17 protein-coding genes and 1 pseudogene are annotated in these 22089 nt (G+C 72.8%); 9 read left to right on the top strand and 9 right to left on the bottom strand.

Features of this window, described 5'->3' with window-relative positions:
* Nucleotides 1-359: 359 nt before the first annotated feature.
* Nucleotides 360-626 (top strand): DUF4190 domain-containing protein, encoded by a 267-nt coding sequence (locus tag ABZU53_RS13705; RefSeq protein ID WP_354855381.1) that lies wholly within the window; start codon nt 360-362, stop codon nt 624-626.
* 63 nt (nt 627-689) lie between these two features.
* Here ABZU53_RS13705 and sucD read toward each other — a convergent pair whose 3' ends face one another.
* The 3 genes from sucD to ABZU53_RS13690 form a co-directional block, all read right to left on the bottom strand.
* Nucleotides 690-1577: a succinate--CoA ligase subunit alpha gene (gene sucD, locus ABZU53_RS13700; RefSeq protein ID WP_354855380.1), complete on the bottom strand. Its 888-nt coding sequence runs from the start codon at nt 1575-1577 to the stop codon at nt 690-692.
* A gap of 2 nt (nt 1578-1579) precedes the next feature.
* Entirely contained in the window at nt 1580-2758 is a 1179-nt protein-coding gene (gene sucC / locus ABZU53_RS13695) for an ADP-forming succinate--CoA ligase subunit beta (protein ID WP_354855379.1), read from the bottom strand.
* A 430-nt stretch (nt 2759-3188) separates the two neighbouring features.
* Entirely contained in the window at nt 3189-3593 is a 405-nt protein-coding gene (locus tag ABZU53_RS13690; RefSeq protein WP_354855378.1) for a cobalamin B12-binding domain-containing protein, read from the bottom strand.
* 439 nt (nt 3594-4032) lie between these two features.
* On the opposite strand from ABZU53_RS13690, the gene ABZU53_RS13685 reads away from it, so the two are divergent.
* Nucleotides 4033-4740, top strand: coding sequence for a M23 family metallopeptidase (locus ABZU53_RS13685; protein ID WP_234590189.1), 708 nt, complete (start codon nt 4033-4035; stop codon nt 4738-4740).
* A 273-nt stretch (nt 4741-5013) separates the two neighbouring features.
* A complete protein-coding gene (locus ABZU53_RS13680; RefSeq protein ID WP_354855377.1) occupies nt 5014-5781 on the top strand; it encodes a M23 family metallopeptidase in 768 nt (255 codons plus the stop codon).
* Between the two features lie 99 nt (nt 5782-5880).
* On the opposite strand, the pseudogene ABZU53_RS13675 reads toward ABZU53_RS13680, so the two are convergent.
* Nucleotides 5881-7410 (bottom strand): annotated as a pseudogene (locus ABZU53_RS13675) (3'-5' exonuclease); the annotation flags it as partial.
* Nucleotides 7411-7463: 53 nt separating this feature from the next.
* Between ABZU53_RS13675 and ABZU53_RS13670 the strand changes: the two are divergent.
* Nucleotides 7464-8390, top strand: coding sequence for an acetamidase/formamidase family protein (locus tag ABZU53_RS13670; RefSeq protein WP_354863365.1), 927 nt, complete (start codon nt 7464-7466; stop codon nt 8388-8390).
* Between the two features lie 74 nt (nt 8391-8464).
* Here ABZU53_RS13670 and pdxY read toward each other — a convergent pair whose 3' ends face one another.
* The 3 genes from pdxY to ABZU53_RS13655 all read right to left on the bottom strand — a co-directional run bounded on the left by pdxY (nt 8465) and on the right by ABZU53_RS13655 (nt 11655).
* Nucleotides 8465-9316, bottom strand: a complete 852-nt coding sequence (pdxY, locus tag ABZU53_RS13665) for a pyridoxal kinase PdxY (protein WP_354863366.1) — start codon at nt 9314-9316, stop codon at nt 8465-8467.
* Nucleotides 9317-9518: 202 nt separating this feature from the next.
* Nucleotides 9519-10304 carry a serine protease gene (locus ABZU53_RS13660; RefSeq protein WP_355066030.1) on the bottom strand — a complete coding sequence of 262 codons (786 nt, stop codon included), beginning with the start codon at nt 10302-10304 and terminating at the stop codon, nt 9519-9521.
* A gap of 409 nt (nt 10305-10713) precedes the next feature.
* Nucleotides 10714-11655 (bottom strand): hypothetical protein, encoded by a 942-nt coding sequence (locus tag ABZU53_RS13655; RefSeq protein ID WP_355066028.1) that lies wholly within the window; start codon nt 11653-11655, stop codon nt 10714-10716.
* Between the two features lie 283 nt (nt 11656-11938).
* Between ABZU53_RS13655 and ABZU53_RS13650 the strand changes: the two genes are divergently transcribed.
* Complete coding sequence (locus tag ABZU53_RS13650) at nt 11939-12919, top strand: ATP-binding cassette domain-containing protein (protein WP_355066026.1); 981 nt, start codon at nt 11939-11941, stop codon at nt 12917-12919.
* Nucleotides 12916-13743: an ABC transporter permease gene (locus ABZU53_RS13645; RefSeq protein WP_355066024.1), complete on the top strand. Its 828-nt coding sequence runs from the start codon at nt 12916-12918 to the stop codon at nt 13741-13743. Before ABZU53_RS13650 ends, ABZU53_RS13645 begins: the two co-directional genes overlap by 4 nt.
* A gap of 7 nt (nt 13744-13750) precedes the next feature.
* On the opposite strand, the gene ABZU53_RS13640 is transcribed toward ABZU53_RS13645, so the two are convergent.
* Nucleotides 13751-16927 carry a BTAD domain-containing putative transcriptional regulator gene (locus ABZU53_RS13640; protein ID WP_355066022.1) on the bottom strand — a complete coding sequence of 1059 codons (3177 nt, stop codon included), beginning with the start codon at nt 16925-16927 and terminating at the stop codon, nt 13751-13753.
* A gap of 180 nt (nt 16928-17107) precedes the next feature.
* On the opposite strand from ABZU53_RS13640, the gene ABZU53_RS13635 reads away from it, so the two are divergent.
* Nucleotides 17108-18559, top strand: a complete 1452-nt coding sequence (locus tag ABZU53_RS13635; RefSeq protein ID WP_355066020.1) for an SDR family NAD(P)-dependent oxidoreductase — start codon at nt 17108-17110, stop codon at nt 18557-18559.
* 24 nt (nt 18560-18583) lie between these two features.
* Nucleotides 18584-19054, top strand: a complete 471-nt coding sequence (locus tag ABZU53_RS13630) for a heme-degrading domain-containing protein (protein WP_355066019.1) — start codon at nt 18584-18586, stop codon at nt 19052-19054.
* 88 nt (nt 19055-19142) lie between these two features.
* On the opposite strand, the gene ABZU53_RS13625 is transcribed toward ABZU53_RS13630, so the two are convergent.
* Nucleotides 19143-20519: an FAD-dependent monooxygenase gene (locus ABZU53_RS13625; RefSeq protein WP_355066017.1), complete on the bottom strand. Its 1377-nt coding sequence runs from the start codon at nt 20517-20519 to the stop codon at nt 19143-19145.
* Between the two features lie 174 nt (nt 20520-20693).
* Here ABZU53_RS13625 and ABZU53_RS13620 point away from each other — a divergent pair, with 174 nt between their 5' ends.
* On the top strand, nt 20694-22073 hold the full coding sequence (locus ABZU53_RS13620) for a serine hydrolase domain-containing protein (protein WP_355066015.1): 1380 nt from the start codon (nt 20694-20696) through the stop codon (nt 22071-22073).
* Nucleotides 22074-22089: the final 16 nt, after the last annotated feature.

Here is a 22089-nt window from a genome sequence, read left to right as displayed (position 1 = left end):
CTGCGGACCGGTCGGGCGTTGGCGCCGTTGCTCGCGGGTCTCGTCGTGCTCGGCACGCTCTACGGCGGCGGCCGGTCCCGCGGCGCGGCGCGGTCGACCGGCCGGTCGTCGGCGCGTACGCCGCCGGCACGGCTGGGTGGGTCAGGGGTGACGGGGGACATCCGCTCTACTCTGGCACGTCGCGCGGGCGGGGGCAGTCCGTTAACCCGCCCCGGAGGGCGGCGAGTTGGGCGAACCGGAGTCGGAGTCGCCCCGCCGGGTCTAGCGTCGGGCCAGAGGGGGTGGCCGTCGTCGCCAACCGGGTCTCGTTCGCCGGTCGCGGCCCGGGGTCCGCCGCCCACGACCGCCCGGAGGTAGCCGTGACGACCGCATACCCGCCGCCCCCACCACCGCCGGCCCGGGGACGCGACCGCACCACACTCTGGGGCGTGCTGGGCATCGTCCTCGGCCTGATCTGTTGCGGCATCCTCGGCATCATCTTCGGCTACCTGTCACTGCGCGACGCGCGGCGCAACGGCCAGTCGCCGGTTCTCGGCTACCTCGCCATCGCGTTCGGCGTGATCAACATCATCGGCGGCGCGATCCTGCGCCTCACCGGCAACTACCCGTTCTGGAACAACGACTGATCCGGCGGCACGACGAAGGGGCCGACCAGTTCCGGTCGACCCCTTCGGTGTTGCCGTGCCGGCTCAGCTGCCGGACATGATCTCCCGCATCAGCTTCGCGGTCTCGGTCGGCGTCTTGCCGACCTTGACGCCGACGGCTTCGAGCGCCGCCTGCTTCGCCTCGGCGGTGCCGGCCGAGCCGGAGATGATCGCCCCGGCGTGACCCATGGTCTTGCCGGGGGGCGCGGTGAAGCCGGCGATGTAGCCGACCACCGGCTTGGTGACGTTGCCCTTGATGAACTCGGCGGCCCGCTCCTCGGCGTCGCCACCGATCTCACCGATCATCACGATGGCGTCGGTCTCCGGGTCGGCCTCGAACGCCTTGAGGGCGTCGATGTGCGTGGTGCCGATGATCGGGTCGCCACCGATGCCGACGCAGGTGGAGAAGCCGATGTCGCGCAGCTCGTACATCATCTGGTAGGTCAGCGTGCCGCTCTTGCTGACCAGGCCGATCCGGCCGGAGCCGGTGATGTCGGCCGGGATGATGCCGGCGTTGGAGGCGCCCGGGGAGGCGATGCCGGGGCAGTTCGGCCCGATGATCCGGGTCCGCTCGCCCTGCGCGAGGTTGTACGCCCAGAACGCGGCGGTGTCGTGCACCGGCACGCCCTCGGTGATCACCACGGCCAGCGGGATCGCGGCGTCGATCGCCTCGACCACGGCGGCCTTGGTGAACTGCGGCGGCACGAAGATGACCGAGACGTCGGCCCCGGTCTCGGCCATGGCGTCCGCCACGGACGCGAAGACCGGCAGCTCGGTGCCGTCGAAGTCGACCTTCTGGCCCGCCTTGCGCGGGTTGACGCCGCCCACCACGTTGGTGCCGGCGGCGAGCATCCGCCGGGTGTGCTTGGAGCCCTCGGAGCCGGTCATCCCCTGAACGATGACCTTCGAGTCCTTGGTCAGCCAGATAGCCATGATCAGACCCCCGCAGCTGCCAGCTCGGCGGCCCGCTCGGCCGCGCCGTCCATGGTGTCCACCCGCTGTACCAGCGGGTTGTTCGCGCCGTCCAGGATCGCCCGGCCGGCCTCGGCGTTGTTGCCGTCGAGCCGGACGACGAGCGGCTTGGTGACCTTCTCGCCGCGCTGCTCCAGCAGGGCGAGCGCCTGGATGATGCCGTTGGCGACCTCGTCGCAGGCGGTGATGCCGCCGAAGACGTTGACGAAGACGCTCTTCACGGCCGGGTCGGAGAGCACGATCTCCAGCCCGTTCGCCATCACGGCGGCACTCGCGCCGCCGCCGATGTCGAGGAAGTTGGCCGGCTTGACGTTGCCGTGCCGCTCACCCGCGTACGCGACGACGTCGAGGGTCGACATGACCAGACCCGCGCCGTTGCCGATGATGCCGACCTCGCCGTCGAGCTTGACGTAGTTGAGGTCCTTGGCCTTGGCGGCCTGCTCCAGCGGGTCCACGGCGGCCTGGTCGACCAGGGCCTCGTGGTCCGGGTGCCGGAACGCGGCGTTCTCGTCCAGGGTGATCTTCGCGTCGAGCAGCAGCAGCCGCCCGTCGCCGTTCTTCGCGAGGGGGTTCACCTCGACCAGGGTGGCGTCCTCGGCGACGAACGCCTGCCACAGGCCGACGGCCACCTCGACGACCTGGTCGGCGACCTCGGCCGGGAAGCCGGCGGCGGTGACGATCTCCCGCGCCTTGGCCTCGTCGACGCCGGTGTTCGCGTCGATCGGCGCCTTCACCACGCGGTCGGGGGTCTCGGCGGCGACCTGCTCGATGTCCATACCGCCGGCGACGCTGGCGATGCAGAGGAAGGTGCGGTTCGCCCGGTCGAGCAGGTACGAGAAGTAGTACTCCTCGGCCACGTCCGCCGTCACCGTGATCATGACCTTGTGGACGGTGTGGCCCTTGATGTCCATGCCGAGGATGTCGGTGGCGCGGGCCACCGTCTCCTCGGCGCCTTCGGCCAGCTTGACGCCGCCGGCCTTACCTCGGCCGCCGACCTTCACCTGCGCCTTGACGACCACGCGACCGCCGAGGCGTTCGGCGATCGCACGGGCCTCTTCCGGGGTAGTGGCGACGCCGCCGGCCAGCACGGGCAAGCCGTGCCGCTCGAACAGGTCCCGCCCCTGGTACTCGTACAGGTCCACGATTGCGCGTCCCGTCCCGTCTCCGCGGCGCGCCGTCGCGCCGCCACCAGCGTTCAGAAAACAGTTTGACGCCTGTCATCAGTTGAAACAGGCCATTGGCGGCAGCCTAGCGAGGTGGGCACCGCCGGCAACCGAGCGGGTGCACGGTGTGCGGTAATGCACAACCCCCGTGCCGAGTGGGGCTGATTCCGGCCGCGCCGTGGGCGGCGTCAATCGTCCGGACGATGTTGCCGGGGGTCCGTAACCCGCCCGTCGGGGCGTCGTTGAGTCAGGTGTCGGCGCGCTGATCAGCGCAAAGACGGGATACGGCCGATGCCCTGTCGGTCGAGGGGTGGCGGCGGGGCATCGTGCATAGAGGGGCCGGACGTGTGAGGGGTGCGTCCGGCCCCTCCCCCGTGCCCAGATCCGGTCGCCTCAGCGGACCGGCGCCTCAGGCGACCGGCTGCGCGACGTTCTGCCGGACCCACTCGACGATCGCCTGCGTGGTGGCGCCCGGCGTGAAGATCTTCGCGACGCCCAGCTTCTCCAGCTCGGGGATGTCGCCGTTGGGAATGATGCCGCCACCGAACACGACGATGTCCCGGGCGTCACGCTCGGCCAGCAGATCCAGCACCCGACGGAAGAGCGTCATGTGCGCGCCGGAGAGTACGGAGAGACCGACGGCGTCGGCGTCCTCCTGGATGGCCGTCTCCACGATCTGCTCGGGCGTCTGGTGCAGGCCGGTGTAGACGACCTCCATCCCCGCGTCGCGCAGGGCGCGTGCGACGACCTTCGCGCCACGGTCGTGGCCGTCGAGACCTGGCTTCGCGACGACGACCCGAATACGAGAGCTCATCAGCGCACACCTTTCACCGGCTTCACGGCCTTCACCTGAACGAACGGTAACCCGCCCGGCCGGGGCCGGGAAATCCGGGCCGGAAACACGTACGACATTCCGCCGCGCCCAGGCACGGCCTCCGGCACTGTCGATCGAGGCCGTCTTACCCGGGCCCCGGCGTCAAGCCGGACGACTCCGCCGGATCGGTCACGCTCGGCGACGAACGGGTGGTTACGGGGGCACCGTTCGACGGCGCGATGCATGACAATCTCGGACGCAAACGGACAGATCGACACGCCAATTTGGCGCTCTGGCTTGTGAGTCGCCTGGTGGTTGGTTAACGTGTCCACGGTTGTCATCAGGTCCATGGACGGGTGACGACGCGGTCGGCAGACGTTCACCGGAGCTTCACGGACGTCCACCGGCCGCCTCGGAACCCCGACAACGGAGGGTGTGCGTGCGCCAGCGCCTGTCGTCTGAGCCCGATCGATATCGCGGTCGCCGCCGCGTACCCACCCCCCCACGTAGCCGTTACGCGGCCGTCGTCACCACCGCCTTCGTCGGCGCGGGCATCGTCGCGCTGGGCGCGTCGGCCCTGCCCGACGCCAAGGACGTCAGCCCGACCGTGCTCGACGAGCTCAAGCAGGCGTCGATCACCAGTCAGGACGTCGCGGCCCGTGCGGACAACGCCGAGCGCGCCTCCCGGGACAGCCGCACGAAGGAAGCGGCCGAGCCCGAGGTCTGGATGCTGCCGCTGCAGGGCTACGACTTCAACTCCCCGTACGGGATGCGGTGGGGCAAGCTGCACACCGGCGTCGACCTGGTCGTCCCCGAGGGCACGCCGTACGTGGCGGTCCACGACGGGCTGGTCACCAAGGCCGGCTGGTTCGGCGGCTACGGCTACGCGGTGATCGTCCAGCACGCCGACGGCAGCGAGGCCATCTACGGTCACTCCTCCGCGCTCAGCGTCAAGGAGGGCCAGCAGGTCAAGGCGGGCGACCAGCTTGGCCTGGTGGGCCAGACCGGCCACGCCTACGGCACCCACCTGCACCTTGAGCTTCATGTCAAGGGCGCGCCGATCGACCCCGTTCCGTACCTGCAGGAGCGCGGAGTGGACATAAAGCTGCAAGTCGAGGCAATCTACAGCGAGGTAGCGGGTTCCTGACGCTGCGTGCCGCCCGTTGACCGCCCGGATCTGTCGATCCGGGCGGTTTTTCCTGCCCGGCCTGCGGCTGATGTCTGCTGGATCACAGCATGGACTGTGACCGACCGCACGCCACGGCATGATCACTTTTCCGGACGGAGTGCTTCAGATCGGCGCATACCAGGTCAGCCGGCCTGCCGCCCCCGGTTCGGACGCCCGGTCCCGGACGGTCGTCCAGCTCGGCCCGACACCAGTATTTCGAGGTCAAGTGCCCCTCGACTGTGAAGGTCCGCCGTGCAGGAAGACAGCCCCGTCCAGAACGAGAACACCCCCGACACCACCGTCGAGCAGCCGCGACGTGCCCGCCGGCGGAACCGCCTGATCGTGGCCGGCGCGGCCGCGCTGGTCGCCCTCGGCCTGGGTGGGGTCGCCGTCGCCACCTCCGGCCCCGACCGGACGGCGCCCACCGCCGTCTCGCTCGACGCCCAGTCGCGCGCCGAGGCCGCCAGCCGGGCCGACCGCTCGACCCGCGAGTCGAGCGCGCCGGCGTCGGCGTCGGCCAGCCCGACCGTGAGCCCGTCGACGGCCAGCGCCAGCCCGACACCGACGAAGACGGCCACCGCCAAGCCGAAGCCGAAGCCGAAGAAGACCACCAGGCCGACGGCCGCCTGGGTCGACCCGATGCCGGGCGCCGCGGTCACCTCCTGCTACGGCCAGCGCTGGGGCACCCTGCACGCCGGGATCGACCTGGCGCTGCCCTCGGGCACCCCCATCCGCGCCGCGGCCGCCGGCACGGTCACCCAGGCCGGTGACGCCGCGGACGGGTACGGCAACTCCGTCTTCATCGACCACGGCAACGGCTACCTGACCCACTACGCCCACCAGAGCCGCATCGCGGTCACCGTCGGGCAGGCGGTCAAGGCCGGCCAGGTGATCGGCTACGAGGGCGCCACCGGCGATGCCACCGGCCCGCACCTGCACTTCGAGGTGCACCAGGGCATGTGGAACCAGATCGACCCCGCCCCGTTCATGCGGGCGCGCGGCGTCGACCTGGGCTGCTGAGCCTGGCCCGCACAGAATCCTGAAAGGGTGGCCTCCGCGCTGGCGGAGGCCACTCTTTCCATGTTCTAGCGCGACCTCGCGAAGGTGCCGTTTCGGGCGTCAGAGCTTGTCGACCGGGGCGTGTCGCAGCACCAGCCACATGGTCTGGTCGCCGAAGTCGATCTGCGCGCGGGCGCCCGGGCCGTGCCCCTCCACGGCGAGCACGCGCCCCAGCCCGTAGCGCTGGTGGTTGACCCGGTCGCCGGCGGCCACCTTCGGCCCCTGCGGCAACTCGCTGGCCGTGGTGAGGCGGCTGCCGTCCACGCCGAGCCGCTGGGCCAGCTGCGCCGCCTTCGGGGTGCCGCCGGTGAAGGTGCCCCGACCGCCGGGCGCACGGTCGGCACGACCGCCGACGCCGCCGCCCCCGCCGGCCCACGAGGTGTACGACCCCTCGGTGCGCTCCCAGCGCACCAGCTCCGGCGGCAGCTCCTCCAGGAACCGCGACGGCGGGTTGTAGGACGGCTGCCCCCAGGCCGAGCGGGTCACCGCCCGGGAGAGGTAGAGCCGCTGTCGGGCACGGGTGATGCCCACGTACGCCAGTCGGCGCTCCTCCTCCAGCTCGCGGGTGTCGCCCAGCGAGCGCAGGTGCGGGAAGACGCCGTCCTCCAGCCCGGTCAGGAAGACCACCGGGAACTCCAGGCCCTTGGCGGTGTGCAACGTCATGAGGGTGACGACGCCCTGGTGGTCGGGGTCGTCGGAGGGGATCTGGTCGGCGTCGGCCACCAGCGCGACCTGCTCCAGGAAGCCCGCCAGGGTGGCGCGCTCCCCGTCGGCGCCGGTCGCCTCGATCCGCTCGGTGTACTCCCGGGCGACGCTGACCAGTTCCTGGAGGTTGTCCACCCGGCCCGCGTCCTGCGGGTCCAGGCTCTCCTCCAGCTCGGTGAGGTAACCCGAGCGGGTCAGCAGGGCCTCCAGCACCTCCTCCGGGGTGCCGGTCTCGGCCAGCTCCCGCGCGCCGTCGAGCAGCGCCACGAAGTCGGCGATGCCGTTGGCCGCCCGGGTGGAGATGCCGGGCGCCTCCCGGGCCCGGCGCAGCGCCGCGCCGAAGGAGATCCGATCACGGCTGGACAGCGCCTCGACGCACGCCTCCGCGCGGTCGCCGATCCCCCGGCGGGGGGTGTTCAGCACCCGCCGCAGGCTCACCGTGTCGTCGTCGTTGACCACTGAGCGCAGGTACGCCAGCGCGTCGCGGACCTCCTTGCGCTCGTAGAAGCGCACCCCGCCGACCACCTTGTACGGCAGGCCGGCGCGGATGAACACCTCCTCGAAGACGCGGGACTGGGCGTTGGTGCGGTAGAAGACCGCGACGTCACCGGGGCGTGTCTCGTCGGCGTCGACCAGCCGGTCGATCTCCCGGCCCACCCAGTCCGCCTCGGCGTGCTCGGTGTCGGCCACATAGCCGACGATCCGCTCGCCGTCACCGGCCTCGCTCCACAGCCGCTTCGGCTTGCGGGAGGTGTTCCGGTCGATCACCGCGTTGGCCGCGTTCAGGATGGTCTGGGTGGAGCGGTAGTTCTGCTCCAGCAGGATCGTCCGCGCGTCGGTGAAGTCCCGCTCGAACTCCAGGATGTTGCGGATCGTCGCGCCCCGGCGGCCGCCCCGCAGCGGTCGCGCCGCGCGGCGTCGGCACGTAGCCTGCGCAGATGCGACACACCCTCGCACCCGGCGACGACACCCTGCACGGTCACTTCTCCCCCGACCTCGCGCCGGCCCTCACCATCGACCCCGGCGACACCGTCACCTACCGCACCCTGGACTGCTGGTGGTCGGCCGGCCCGTACCCCGGCGGGGCGAACCGGGACCGGCCCCGGGCCCCGCAGCACCGGCCCGATCACGGGCATGCGCTGACCGGGCCGGTCGCGGTCCGCGGTGCGCGGGCCGGCCAGACCCTCGCGGTACGCATCGACGCGATCGTCCCCGCCACCTGGGGAACGACGGTGGCCGGCGGGTGGGCGAGCGGGTTCAACCAGCGCTACGGCGTCGCGGCCGACGGCGTGGTGCACGCCTGGGAGCTGGACCCGGTGGCGTTGACCGGCCGCAACCAGCATGGCCACACGGTGGCGCTGCGCCCGTTCATGGGAGTGCTCGGCATGCCGCCCGCCGAGCCGGGGAAGCACTCCACCATTCCGCCTCGGCCCTGGGGCGGCAACCTGGACTGCAAGGACCTGACCGCCGGCAGCACCCTGCTGCTGCCGATCCCGGTCGACGGGGCGCTGTTCTCGGTGGGGGACGGGCACGCCGCGCAGGGCGACGGTGAGGTCGGCGGTACGGCGATCGAGTGCCCGATGGACGAGGTGACGCTGACCCTCGACGTCCGCGACGACTTCCCGGTCACCGGCCCGGTGGCCCGCACCGCCGACGCCTGGCTGACGCTGGGCGTGGGAGCGTCCCTCGACGACGCGACGTTCATGGCCCTCGATGGGATGCTGACCCTGCTGCAACGGCTGCACGGCCTCAGCCGACCGGACGCGGTGGCGCTGGCCAGCGTCGTCGTCGACGTGCGGGTGACCCAGATCGTCAACCAGACCGTCGGCGCGCACGCGGTGCTGCGCGACGACGCGCTGCGCTGAGCCGCCACAACGGACCGCCCGCGCGGCGGCGACGTGGCGGACCGCCCGCGCCGGCTCGCAGCGGCGGACGGCTGTCAGCGCAGCCGGCGGGCGGTGAACCTCGCCGGCGGCTCGGCGATCGCGTCCTGTGCCGCGATCAGCTGGATCTCCCGGGTGCCCGCCGCGAGGGTCGCCTCCAGGACGGTGAAGACGGAGGAGATGGTTTGCTCCAACGCGGTCGCGGGTGAGCCGGAGGTCAACAGGTGCGCCAGGTACAGCGCCGCGGTGACGTCACCCCCGCCGTTCGGACTGATCGGCAGCAGCGGGGTGGTCACCGCCCAGGCGCCCTCGTCGGAGACCGCCACCACCTCCAGCGCGCCCGCCGGGACGTCGCTGTGCAGCACGCTGGTGACCAGGACGTGCCGCGGCCCGGTGGCACGGACGACGTCGACGGCCTCCAGCACCTCCGCCAGCGAGGACGTCGTGCGGCCGGCCAGGAAGTCCAACTCGAAGTGGTTCGGCGTGATGATGTCGGCGCGCGGCACGACTGTGTCGCGCAGGTACTCCGGAATGCCGGGCCGGACGAACATGCCCCGGCCGATGTCGCCCATCACCGGGTCGCAGCAGTACACCGCGGCCGGGTTGGCGGCCTTGACCTGGGCCACCGCGTCCAGGATCACGGCGCCCATCGCCGGATCGCCCTGGTAGCCCGACAGCACCGCGTCGGCGCCACCGAGAACCCCCCGGTCGGCGATGCCCGCGATCACCTCGGCCACGTCGGCGGCCGCCAGCAGCGGCCCGCGCCACGCGCCGTACCCGGTGTGGTTGGAGAAGTGGACCGTCAGGACGGGCCAGACCTCGTGCCCGAGTCGCTGGAGGGGAAAGACGGCGGCCGAGTTGCCGACGTGGCCGTAGGCGACCGACGACTGGATGGACAGGATCTGCACCGACCCATCATGGCCGCCTCCGACGACGCGCAACGCGCGGCCCGCCGAATCTGTCGGCTGGGCCACTCCGGCCCGCACCGGCCACCCCGCACCGCAGCGGACGGGCCGCGCCTCGGCCCAGCCGCGAGCCGGTGCCGCCACACCCTCGGGCGGCCCGGACCGTGGTCGTCCGGGCCGCCCGAGGTCGTCCGTCAGCGGGTCGTCAGCCGCCGAGGCTCGCCGCGGCCGAGGCGATCGACGAGGCGAAGTAGCTCACCTGGGTGTAGACGCCCGGGTAGTTGGGTCGGGCGCAACCGTTGCCCCAGCTGACGATGCCGACCTGGATCCACGCGTTGGTGGCGTCGCGGCGGAACATCGGGCCACCCGAGTCGCCCTGGCAGGTGTCCGTACCGCCGCTGGCGTAGCCGGCGCAGATCTCCTCGGCGGGGATGAGGTCGCCGCCGTAGTTGGAGTTGCAGGTGGAGTCGCTGACGAACGGCACGGTGGCCTTGAGCAGGTACCGCTGCTGGCTGCCACCCTCGCGCGCGGCACCCCAGCCGGCGATGGTGAAGGTGCCGCTGTCGTACGCGGTGGTGGTGGCGATCTTCAACGTGTCCAGCCCGGTCACGGGGGTGGCGAGGCGAATCAGCGCCCAGTCCTTCCCGGCGCCGTTGTAGCCGGGAGCGCGGTAGACGTAGTTGGACCGGACGGTGATCCGGCTGGACGACTGGAGGTCGACCGTCCCGAGCGTCGCGGTGATGCTGGTGTTGGTGCCGGTCGAGCCCACGCAGTGCGCCGCGGTGAGCACCAGCCGGGAGCTGTAGAGGGCCCCGCCGCACCCCATCGAGAGCCGCACCATGAACGGAAACTCGCCCTGCGCGGCGCGGGTGCCGCCGACGACGTTCGGCGTGACGGGGCTGTCGGCCGCGGCAGCGGGCGCCGCGAGGGTGAGGCTGGCCGCAGCCAGCGCGGCGGCCACCAGGCCAGTGAGGGTACGCCAGTGAACCATGCAATCCTCCGCTTCGGAACGGCACGCCTTGTGAGCGCACCTGATCGAGATAGCGGTCATCGTATTGATTAACATGGATATTGCGGGTCATCCTCTCTGGGTCGTACCCCAGGGTTATGGATCCCGCCCCGCCGGCGACGACGCCCGCGAGCGGTGACGACCGCCGCGAGACTGACCACCGCGGCGGTCAGTTGCAGCACGGCGCCGAGCAGGTCGACCAGGCTGGAGAGGGCGTCAGCGTCGGGGACAAGGTCCATCGCGGCCTCCGGGTTTCGACCCCCACCGTCCGCGCTCTGCGGAGGGCTTCCCCCGGGCCCAACTGACATCGACGGGCGCCACCGTCAGTATGGCAGCGGCCGGCGAGGCGACCAACCCCGGATTCCGGACCGTGGACCCGACGCTGGCCGGCTCACCGCCCGACGGACTCCTGACCGGCCAGCACGACCAGGCCGTCGGCCGGGACGGACACGGGCGTCGTCGCGCGGTCAGGCCAGACGAGGTAGCCCACCGGCGGCCCGGCCGAACCCCACCGCGCACCGACTATCGTGGCCAGCTGAGCGTCGTCCGCCCCCGCGACACGACGTACCCGGGTGCCCGGAGCGTGCCCGTCGTCGGCCACGATCAGCAGCGCGTCGAGGATCTGCCGTACGCCGGTGATCGGCAGTCCCGGCACGTACGGCTCGCCCGCGTATCCCAGCCGCGGTGTCATCATCGTGCGCAGCAGCGCGCCCTGGCGGATCGCGCCCTGGCGGAGCTGCCAGTCGACGCCGGCCTCGGCGGCGACGAGCGCCTCCTCGATCGCCGACCACAGCCGCGCCGGCTCCCGGTCGAGCAGCCGACGGGCCTCGCGGTCGGCGTCGGCGCAGGCCGTGTCGACCGCCGTGTCCTCGCCCAGCTCGGCGATCCAGGCGACGTCCCCCACCTCGGGCAGCAGCCCCGGCGACTCGGCCGCGACCACGAGGTACAGCATGGCGAGCAACTCCTGCCGACCCTCGCCGTGGTAGAGCCCGCCGACTCCGGTGCCGGCCGGGCCCCGGCTGGGCGGGAAACGGTCGACGAGGTGCGCGGCGCGGCCCTCCGGCAGGGCAGCCGCCCGGCGCGTGTCCGCACGCCGTTCGTCGAACGAGCGCCGTTCGCGGCGGTCGACGAGGAGTTGACGGTACGGGTCGACGCCGATCGGATAGATCGTCCGGCCGTACGTGGCGAGGGTCTCGCCGGGTGCCAGACCGACCGATTCGAGCTGCCGGGCAGCCACCGAGTAGGCGACGCCGCTGCGGGCCGCCTGCTCCCGGATGGCGCGCCTGCGGGCACGGCCCGGAACCGGGGTACGGCGGGACGGGAGATCAGACATGACGCCTCCGGTGCAGCCCCACGCGCTCCACGGAGCGGGCGGCGTGACCGGCACGCCGAGAATCGACACGACGGCGCGGAGTCGGCGACTCTTGGCCCCGGGCATGTGGTCGGGCGTGGGCCACCACATCGGGCGCGGGCAGGCGCTCTGCCGTCGCGAGCATATCGCGCCCCGGGGCCGTCGGCCGCCCTCGACAGCCCTGGGCCCCGGTGTCGGCAGGTGTCGGCGGGGGTGTCGGTGCGGTGTCGGCGCGGTGTCAGGCGACCGGCGCACGCTCTGGGACATGACAACCGACCTGGTGATCGAGGCCGAGGGCCTCGTCAAGACATTCGGGAAGACGAGGGCGCTACAGGGCGTGGACCTCGCCGTACCCCGGGGGACCGTGCTCGGCGTGCTCGGCCCCAACGGCGCTGGCAAGACCACCGCCGTGCGCATCCTCTCCACGCTGCTCACCCCGGACGCCGGCAGCGCCCGGATCGGCGGCTTCGACGTCGTCCGCGACGCCGAGCGGGTCCGGCAGAGCATCGGCCTCACCGGCCAGTACGCCTCGGTCGACGAGGACCTGACCGGGCGGCAGAACCTGGAGCTGTTCGGGACGTTGCTGGAGTTGGGTCGCGCCGGCGCCCGGCGACGGGCCGCCGAACTGCTCGACTGGTTCGACCTGACCGACGCCGCCGGCCGACCGGCCAAGACCTACTCCGGGGGCATGCGGCGGCGGCTGGACCTGGCCGCCAGCCTCGTCGGCTCGCCGGACGTGATCTTCCTGGACGAGCCGACGACCGGGCTGGACCCGGCCAAGCGCGAGGACATGTGGGACGTGGTCCGTTCGCTGGTGGCCAACGGCTCGACGGTGCTGCTCACCACCCAGTACCTGGAGGAGGCCGACGCGCTGGCCGACGCGATCACGGTGATCGACCACGGCCGGGTCATCGCGCACGACACGCCCGAGGGGCTCAAGCGGGTCGTCGGCGGGCAGACCCTCGAAGTCCGGCCCGCGGACCCGGCGCAGCTCTCCCGGACCGCGGCGATCCTGACCGAGGTCGGCTCGGGCGGCCAGGCCGACGAGACCCGCAAGGGCGTGCTCGCGGTGCCGGTCACCGACGACACGGCCCTGACCGAGAGCGTCGCGCGGTTCGCCGCCGCCGGCATCTCCGTCACCGAACTCTCCCTGCACCTGCCGAGTCTCGACGAGGTGTTCTTCACCCTCACCGGGCGTACGGCATCCGAGGACGACACCACTTCCCGTACGGAGGTAGCGGCATGAGCACCCTGGTCGGCGCACCACCCACCGCGAGCCCCGCGCTGTCGACGGCCGCGGTGAACCCGCGACCGTTCCGGCTCGTGCGGCACTCGTTGGCGCTCGCCAAACGCAGCCTCATCAAGACCTGGCGGACGCCCGAGGCACTGATCGACGTCACGCTGCAACCGGTGCTGTTCCTCATCATCTTCGTCTACATCTTCGGTGGCGCGGTCGCTGGATCCACCCACGACTACCTGCAGTTCCTGCTGCCCGGAATCCTGGCGCAGACCATCGCCACCGGGGCCATCGCGATCGGCGTCAACCTCAACACCGACATCGCCAAGGGCATCTTCGACCGGTTCCGGTCGCTGCCGATCCCCCGCTCCGCGCCGCTGGTCGGCGCGGTCCTGGGCGACGTCGTCCGGTACGTGATCGTCACGGTCTCGACCCTCGCGATCGGCTACCTGATGGGTTTCCGGATCGACACCGACCCGTTCCGGGCGATCGCCGGGTGCCTGCTCGCGGTGCTGTTCGCGCTCTGCCTGAGCTGGCTGCCGGTCTACGTGTCGATGAAGGTGCGCACCCCCGGTGCCGTGCAGGGCCTGATGTTCGCCCTGATCATGCCGCTGAGCTTCGGGTCGAACGTGTTCGTCGGCACCGACACCCTGCCCGGCTGGATGCAGGCCTTCGTGAACGTCAACCCGATGACCCACCTGGTGGCCTCGGTACGCGGACTGTTCCTCGGCACCCCGCTCGACGCGCACGTGTGGTGGACGCTCGCCTGGTGCGCCGGCTTCGTGGCGGTGTTCATGCCGCTGGCGCTGCGCGCGTACCGCAAGAAGGTCTGACGCCGGGCTAGACGAGCAGGTCCTCCATCAGCTCACGGATCCGGGTGACGGCCGCGGCCACCGGCCGGGCGCGCCAGGCGGACACCAACGACTCACGCTGCTCCTCGTCACCGAGGGCGGCGTCGAGTCGTTCGCTGCGCCCGCTCGGGAAGAACAGCTCCATGTGCGTCCCGAGCCGCTTCGCGAGCGCGGACAGTTCGCGGGTGGTGGCGATGTCGTCCCGGTACGCGGCGAGTTCCGCGCCGCCCGACGCCCACGCCCCGATCACCGGCAGGTCCTTCGAGTTCAGCGCGTCGTCGCGGGCGAGCGCCAGCAACGTGGCCGCCTGGGCGGCGGCGGTGCCCGACGCCCCCCGCGCGTCGGCCACCCGCAGGTACAGGACCGCCACCGAGGCCCGCACCATCACGCGCGGCTGCGGTGGCGGTCCGGTCCAGCCGGCGAGAGTACGGTTCACCGCGTCGGCGTGGGCGAGCGCCTCGTCGTAGCGCTTCCGCTGCCAGGCGAGGTGCGCCAGGCCGAGAAGCGCCTGCGCGACGTCCATCTGCTCGGCCTGGCCCGGCGTCGCCGTCTCACCGAGTCGCCGCTCGGCGTCCGCGTCGCCGGTCAGGGCGAGCTGCACGTCCAGTCGCACCCGGATCGACCGCGCGTCCTGCTGGGCGCCGATCATCTCCATGTGCCGGACGCTGCGCGCCAGCCACTCGGCCGACCGTCCCTCCCTGCCGGGGAGCAGGAACTGCCCGACGGCACCCGCGGCCATCGCCATGCCCCAGTGGTCGCCCGCGACCTCGAAGCGGTGGTACGCCTGCTCGGCGTCGTCGATCGACGCCTCCGGCAGGCCGCTGTTCTCCCGTACCGCCGCGCGGGCGATCAGGCCGAGCGCCTGCACGTACGGGTCCGGGTGCGCGATCATCTCGGTCGCGCTCTTCAGGCTCCGCTCCAGGTCGGACTCGTCGAAGCCGGGCAACGCCACCGCGAATGCGGTCAGCCGCGGCGACACCTCGGCGGGCCGTTCCGCGAGCAGCGTCCGCAGCGCGCGCCGAGCGAGCACTGCGGGCCGCAGGTCGGCGCTGATGCCGCTGTTCACGCTGATCAGTACGCATGTCCAGGCGAGTCGGTCTCCGTGCGGCAGGGGCCGGCCGCTGGCCCGGCCCCGCAGGATCGCCGAGCGTCGACGCCGCTGCGGCTCGTCGACGTTGAGCAGCCCGCGCCCCCACGCGAGGACCTCCAGGTGCAGGCCGCGCACCGTCCAGAGGTGCAGCAGCGCGGTGGCGACGTCGACGACGGCCGGCTCGTCGTCGTGCTCCAGCGCCCACCGCAGGCCCGCGACCAGGTTGTCCTGCTCGGCGGCGCAACGGTCCAGCGCCTCGACCTGGCCGGGGCCCACGAGGCGACCGGCGAGCCCGACGGCCTCGTCCCGGGCCCAGCCGACCAGACCGGCCATCGCCATGCCCCGGTCACCGGCGGCGTCCAGACGGGCTTCGCCGTACTCGCGGACGGTCTCCAGCATCCGGTAGCGGGGCGGCCCGTCCCCGTCGACCAGGGTCAGCAGGGACTGTTCGACGAGCCTCGCCAGACCCCGCCGCACATCCGGGGTCTGCGCGACCGCGGCGGCGAGGTCCGCGGTGAACGGCGCGGGGATGACCGCGATCCGCTCCAGCAGCGCACGGTCGTCGGGGGCGAGCAGTTCCCGGCTCCAGTCGACCATCGCCCACAGGCTCGCGTGCCGTTCCGGCAGGCCCCGCAGCGCGTCGTCGAGCAGCGCGAACCGGTCGGTCAGCCCGGCGAGCACGTCGTCGATCGGCATGTGCCGCAGTCGCGCGGCGGCCAGTTCGAGGGCCAGCGGCAGGTTGTCGAGCCGGTTGCACAGCGCGAGAGCCCGCGCGGTGTCCCAGGTCGGTACCGCGCCGCCGGCCCGCGCCCGGGACTCGATCAGCCCGAGCGCGTCGGAGTCCGGCAGGGCGGTCAGTCGGTGCACCCACTCGCCGGCCAGGCCCAGCGGCGCACGACTGGTCGCGAGCACCGCGACCTCCGGGGAGGTCACCGCGAGCAGGTCGGCGACGACGCCCGCCACCGCGTCGAGGACATGCTCGCAGTTGTCCAGGACGACCAGCCCGTCGAGGTCCGGCGCCAGGGCCCGCAACCGCTCCTCGGGGCTGAGCACCCGCCGTTCGAGGCCCAGGTTGCCGCCGGTCGTCGAGGTGTCCGCGCCACCGAGCGCCGCGAGCACCGTGGGTAGCACCTCGTCGGGCGAGCGCAGCCCGGCCAGCTCGACCACGCGTACCGCCTGCCCGGCCGCCGCCGTGCGCCGCGTGACCTCGGCCGCGAGGCGGGTCTTGCCGGCGCCGCCGGCCGCCACGATCGTCACGAGAGCCGACTCGTCCAGCGCCGCGTCCAGGGCCTCGACGTCGCGCTCGCGGCCGACGAGGGCGGTCATCGGCCGGCGCCACGCGGCGGGCAGGGCGATCCGCGCCGGCGGACGGGGTGGCGCGACGACGGCCGGCGCGGTGAGCTCGCCGCGCAGCAGCGCCAGATGGACCTGGTTGATCACGGGTGACGGGTCGGTGCCGTAGCGCTCGGCCAGGTCGTCACGGAGGCGCTCGACCACCTCCAACGCCTCCGCCTCCCGCCCCTGCGCGGCGAGCACCCGCACGAGCAGGGCGGCGGACGGCTCGTCCGGGGGCGTCCGGGCGGCGAGCCGGCGCAGGTCCGCCTCGTCGTACGGCCCCGCACCGGCGAGCGCCGCCTCGGCGCGCAGCGCGGCGACGTCGGCGAACAGGCGGGCGTCCTCGGTGGTGACGATCTCCGGTACCTCGGGGAACAGGGCACGGGCCCGGTCGGCCGAGTCGCGGGCCGCCCGCGCGTCGCCGGCCCGCAGGGTGGCACGCCCGTGATCGAGGAGCGCCCGCGCCTCGACCGCGTCGACGGTGACCTCGTCGGCGGGCAGGCGGTATCCGCCCGGCACCGCCACCACGGGCAGCCCGAGACGGCGTACGCGGGACACGAGCGCCTGCACCGCGCCGGTCGCGTCGTCGGGCGGCGCCCCGTCCCACACCGCGTCCACGAGCAGACTGGTGGAGACCGCCCGGCCACGCGCGTCGACGAGTGCGCGGAGCACCGCCGCCAACCGCTCGCCCCGGACCGGCCGGCCGTCGACGGCGAGGGGACCGAGGATCGTGATCTGCACGCAACCAGCATCCCCCACGCCAACCACCACACCGAGCAGGGTGTCGGACGGCGCGAGGGTCCTCCCGGGTGGGCAGCGCGGCGCGGGATGCGTCCGGGACGGCGTGGTGCGTACAGTTTCGGGTCGGACTTGGGGTGGACCGGCGAATCCGGCACAGGAAACGGGACGAGACAGCGACGCATGACAGTGGACAAGATTGCCCAAAACGGTCAGGCCGGCATTGACCGGGACCGGCTGGAGACCTGTCTCAGCGTCTTCGAGGCGTTGGAGGCCCTCCCGTCCGACCACCCGGACGTGGTGCGGGTGCAGCGGGCCACCGCGAAGCTCTACAAGGTGATCAAGCAGCGGCGACGCGAGGAGCGGCGCGACGCCATCATCGCGGCCGACCGGGCGGTGACGGAGGCCACGGCCACCGGCGCCCCCGGCCGGATCGACGACGAGACCCAGGGCATCCCCCTCGCCTCCCCCACCACCGGCACGACTGCGGGATTCCTGCACAACCCGCGCGGCTGCTACATCTGCAAGCAGCGCTACCGCGAGGTGGACGCCTTCTACCACCAGCTCTGCCCGTCCTGCGCGGCCCTGAACCGGGAGCGCCGCGACGCCCGTACCGACCTGACCGGCCGGCGCGCGCTGCTCACCGGCGGCCGGGCCAAGATCGGCATGTACATCGCGCTGCGGCTGCTGCGCGACGGCGCGCACACGACGGTGACCACGCGGTTCCCGCACGACGCGGTCCGCCGCTTCGCCGCGATGCCCGACAGCGGGGACTGGCTGCACCGCCTGCGGATCGTCGGGATCGACCTGCGCGACCCCGCCCAGGTGATCGCCCTCGCCGACTCGGTGAGCAGCCAGGGCCCCCTCGACATCCTGATCAACAACGCGGCGCAGACCGTGCGCCGCTCGCCCGGGGCGTACGCCCAGCTCGTCGCCGCGGAGGCCGCGGCCCTGCCGGACGGCCCCCTGCCGGAGCTGATCACGTTCGCCAAGCCGGGCGGCCCGGCCGGCGGTCTCACGGCCGGGCCGGAGTCGACAGCGCTCACCCCGCACGCGCTTACCGCGCTGGCGTTGACCAGCGGCTCCGCGTCGCCCGAGCGGATCGCGGCGTCCACCGCCATCGACGCCGGCGGCCTGGTGCCGGATCTCGACTCGGTGAACAGCTGGGTCCAGCGGGTCCAGGAGGTCGACCCGGTCGAGCTGTTGGAAGTGCAGTTGTGTAACGTCACCGCGCCGTTCGTGCTGGTCAGCCGGCTACGTCCGGCGATGGCCGCCGCGGCGGCCCGCCGCAAGTACGTGGTGAACGTCTCGGCGATGGAGGGTCAGTTCGGTCGCGGCTACAAGGGCCCGGGGCACCCGCACACCAACATGGCCAAGGCGGCGCTGAACATGCTGACCCGCACCAGCGCACAGGAGATGCTGACCGACGGCATCCTGATGACCAGCGTCGACACGGGTTGGATCACCGACGAGCGGCCGCATCCGACCAAGATGCGGCTGGCCGACGAGGGGTTCCACGCCCCGCTGGACCTCGTCGACGGCGCGGCCCGGGTGTACGACCCGATCGTCCGCGGCGAGCAGGGCGAGGACCTGTACGGCTGTTTCCTGAAGGACTACGCGCCCTGCGCCTGGTGAACGACGCTCGACGAGGAGAAACACATGTCATCTGACCAGTGGCCGACGCTTGACGAGCTGCAGCGCGAGGAGAACGAGCTGGAGCTGACGGGCCTGACCGAGACCGACGCGTACGAGCTGGGCGTGCGGGCCGTCACCGCCGCCGCCCAGCGGGGGCTCCCGATCTCCGTAGGTGTGTGGCGGACCGGACGGCAGTTGTTCCACTGTGGCCTGCCCGGTTCGACGGCGGACAACGACGCGTGGCTGCGCCGCAAGGGGCGCGTGGTGATGCGGTTCGAGCACTCGTCGCTCTACATGGCCCGGCTCTGCCAGGACAAGCAGACGACGCTCACCGAGAAGTTCGGCCTACCGGCCGCACGCTACGCCGCGGCCGGAGGCGCCGTGCCACTGCGCGTTCGTGGCACCGGCGTCGTGGGCTGGATGGGCGTCTCCGGGCTTCCGCAGCTGGACGACCACCGCTTCGTCGTCGACATCCTGCGCGGCAACGCGCGCTAGCCCCCCGCAACCGCCGGACGCCGCCCGCCCGCCGCACATCGGCGACGGCGGGCGTCGTCGTCGGGCGCTCGGCGCGTCCGCACGACCGTCAGCCCGCGCGGCGGTTCGCGCGCAGGGCGCCCAGGATCACGCCGGGTGTGGCCAGCGACAGCGGGTGCTCCCGCAGGGACACGACCTCGTTGAACCGGCGGGCGATCGCCACGTCCGTGACGGTCGCCGTGAGGATCTGCCGGCTGACCCAGCTGGATAACCGGTAGCCGCGCGGGTAGGGCCCGTCGACGTGCGGCAGCGCCAGGTCGGCGGAGGTCGAGGTCGACCAGGCGGCGTCGACCACGACCTTCTGCAGGGCGAGGAAGTGGCGGGCGGGCTCGCTCAGGTCCGGGTCGGAGCTCAGGTACGCCGACAGGCAGGCCGCGTGCAGGGCCGCCGCCGTCATCCCCTGCCCGTACACCGGGTTGAACGACGCGACGGCGTCACCGACGCTGACGAGTCGCGCCGGGAACCGCCGCAGCGCGTGGAAGTCCCGCCGGCGGCTGTCGGCGTGGTGGTAGGTCTGGACGTCGCCGAGCATCTCCTGCTCGGCGACCTCGCCGAACTCCGGCGGGAACTGCTCCCGCAGCCGTCGGACGAAGTCCTCGGCGGTGCGGCCCGGCCGGTCCTTCCCGTAGCCGGCCATCATGGCCATCCACCGGCCGTCCTCGATGGCGAAGAAGGCGGCGCCGGCGATGTCCGTCATGGTCCGCGGAGTGTGCAGGGCGAGGACGACGGTCGCCTCCGGAGACTGCTCGGGGCGGCGGAACAGGGCTGTCGCGTAGTTGAGGTGCACGGACATCCGACGGGTGGCGGGCCGCTCCCAGCCGGCCTGCTCCAGCCAGTCGGAGAGCCGGCTGGACCGCCCCATGGCGTCCACCACCAGGTCGGCGCCCTCGACGCCGGGCACCTGGTCGACCTCGTACCGGACGCCAGCGACCGCGTCGCCGTCGAACACGAGACCCGTGGCACGGGCGGTGACCGTCTTGACGTTGGGCAGCCGGAGCACCTGCTGACGGATCAGCCCTTCCAGGAGGGGCCGGCTGCCGGCCAGGCTGTCGTCGTCGTCGGGTACGACCACCTTCCGTCGGCCGTCAAGGTAGCTGCGCCGGGCGGCAGGCGGCGCCTCGACCGCCCCGTGGGCCAGCGCCCGCTGCCGGAACCCGGGGAACAGCTGCTCGAGCTGGAGCAGGCCGCCGGGCAGCAGCGCGTGCAGTTGCGTCCCCTGTGGCACGCCGGGTCGGGCGCCGCTCACCTGCGGGTCGTCCCGGTCGAGGAGGACCACGCTCTCCGCATGGTCGGACAGGACCCGGGCGGCCAGGAGCCCGGCGACACTGCCGCCGACCACCACCGCCTTACCCAGGCGCGGGGTTGGTTGGTCGGGGGGTCGCACGGCGTTCAACGCGGCGAAGACCCGAACCGGGGAGAGGGACATCGTGCTCTCCAAGGGGTACGAGGTGTGGCCCCGATCGTTGCACAGCGTCGACCGTCGACCGTCGCCCCGACACGTCCGCCCGGGTGTCGGATACCAACCATGTCGCTGGACGCGGTCGGCGTTCGTCTGAGCGAGGCTGGCGCGCCGCGCGTCCGTACTGTCACCATCACCGGCATGCCTGTCGCACGTCGTACCCTGCTCGGAGCTGGCCTGGCGGCCGCGACCGGCGCCCTCACCGGCTGCGGTGACAGCGGCGGCACCGGGCCGGGCGGGACCGGCCCCGGCGACGCGGTGACCACCACCGACGCCGCGGGGAACAGGGTGGGGTTCGGCGCGGCCGGGAACACCCCGCCGGGTACGCCGAACGCCTCCCCGTCGCCCGGCGGCGGGGCCACGGCGGCCAATCAGGCCAAGTACGCCCCGCAGCTGACGGCCCTGCTGCGGCGTCACCTCCCCGCCTCGCCGCAGACCGTCCAGCATCACGGCTTTCCCGGTGCGGTCGCCGTCGTGCTGGTCGACGGACGGACGACTGTGCACACCGCCGTCGGGGAGGCGCTGCGCTACGCGGCCGGCCCGAAACTCCTCGCGGCGGGTCAACGCGTCGCGATGCGCCCCGACTCCGTCTTCGACCTCGCCTCGGTCACCAAGGTCTACACCGCGATCCTGCTGCTGCAGCAGGTCGAGAAGGGTCGCGTCGACCTGGACGCGCCGGTCCGCGACTACCTGCCCGGCTTCACCGGCGCCGGCAAGGACGCCGTCACCGTCGAGATGCTGCTCACCCACACCAGCGGTCTCCCGGTGGGCGCCACGGTCACCGGACTGCCCGACAACACCGCACGCTGGAACGCCGTGCTCGCCACCCCGCTGGTGTCGTCGGCGGTGCCCGGGAAGACGTTCCGCTATTCCAGCGTGGGGCTCATGGTCGCCGGCAAGATCGTCGAGAAGGTCACCGGAAGCCGACTCGACCAGGCGCTCAAGGCCAACCTCACCGGTCCGCTCGGCCTGCGCGACACCGGCTTCAACCCGACCACCTGGCTGTCCGGCACCGCGCGGGCCGCCCGGATGGTGGCGACCGACGCCCGCTCGTCCCGCGGTCTGCTGCGCGGCACCGTGCACGACGACGTCGCCAACCACCTCGGCGGCGTCGCCGGGCACGCGGGGGTCTTCGCCAGCGCCGCCGACCTCGCCGCCATCGGCCAGCTGCTCCTCAATGGCGGCACCTACCAGGGCAGACGGGTCCTCGCCGCCGACACCGTGCGCACGATGCTCACCAACCACAACGCGGGCAAGCCGGCCGTCGACCCCGAGCGCCCCCACCGTACGGCTGCCCACGGTCTCGGCGTGGTGCTCAACCAGCCCTGGTTCATGGGCCGGCTCGCGTCGCCGCGCACCTTCGGCCACACCGGGTTCGCCGGCCCCTCGTTCCTGGTCGATCCGGACCGCAGGCTCGTGCTCGCCCTGCTCACCAACCGGGCGCACCCCAACTGGTCCTGGGCGAATCCCGATCCCGTCCGCGCCGCTGTCGGCGACCTCCTCGCCGCAGCGGTCACCTGAGCGGCCGAGCGGGCCG

Origin of the sequence: Micromonospora sp. NPDC005194, from assembly GCF_040608335.1 — a bacterium.
GTDB lineage: Bacteria > Actinomycetota > Actinomycetes > Mycobacteriales > Micromonosporaceae > Micromonospora.
The sequence above is the reverse complement of the archived record's forward strand: the minus strand, read 5'-3'. Positions and strand labels throughout refer to the sequence as shown.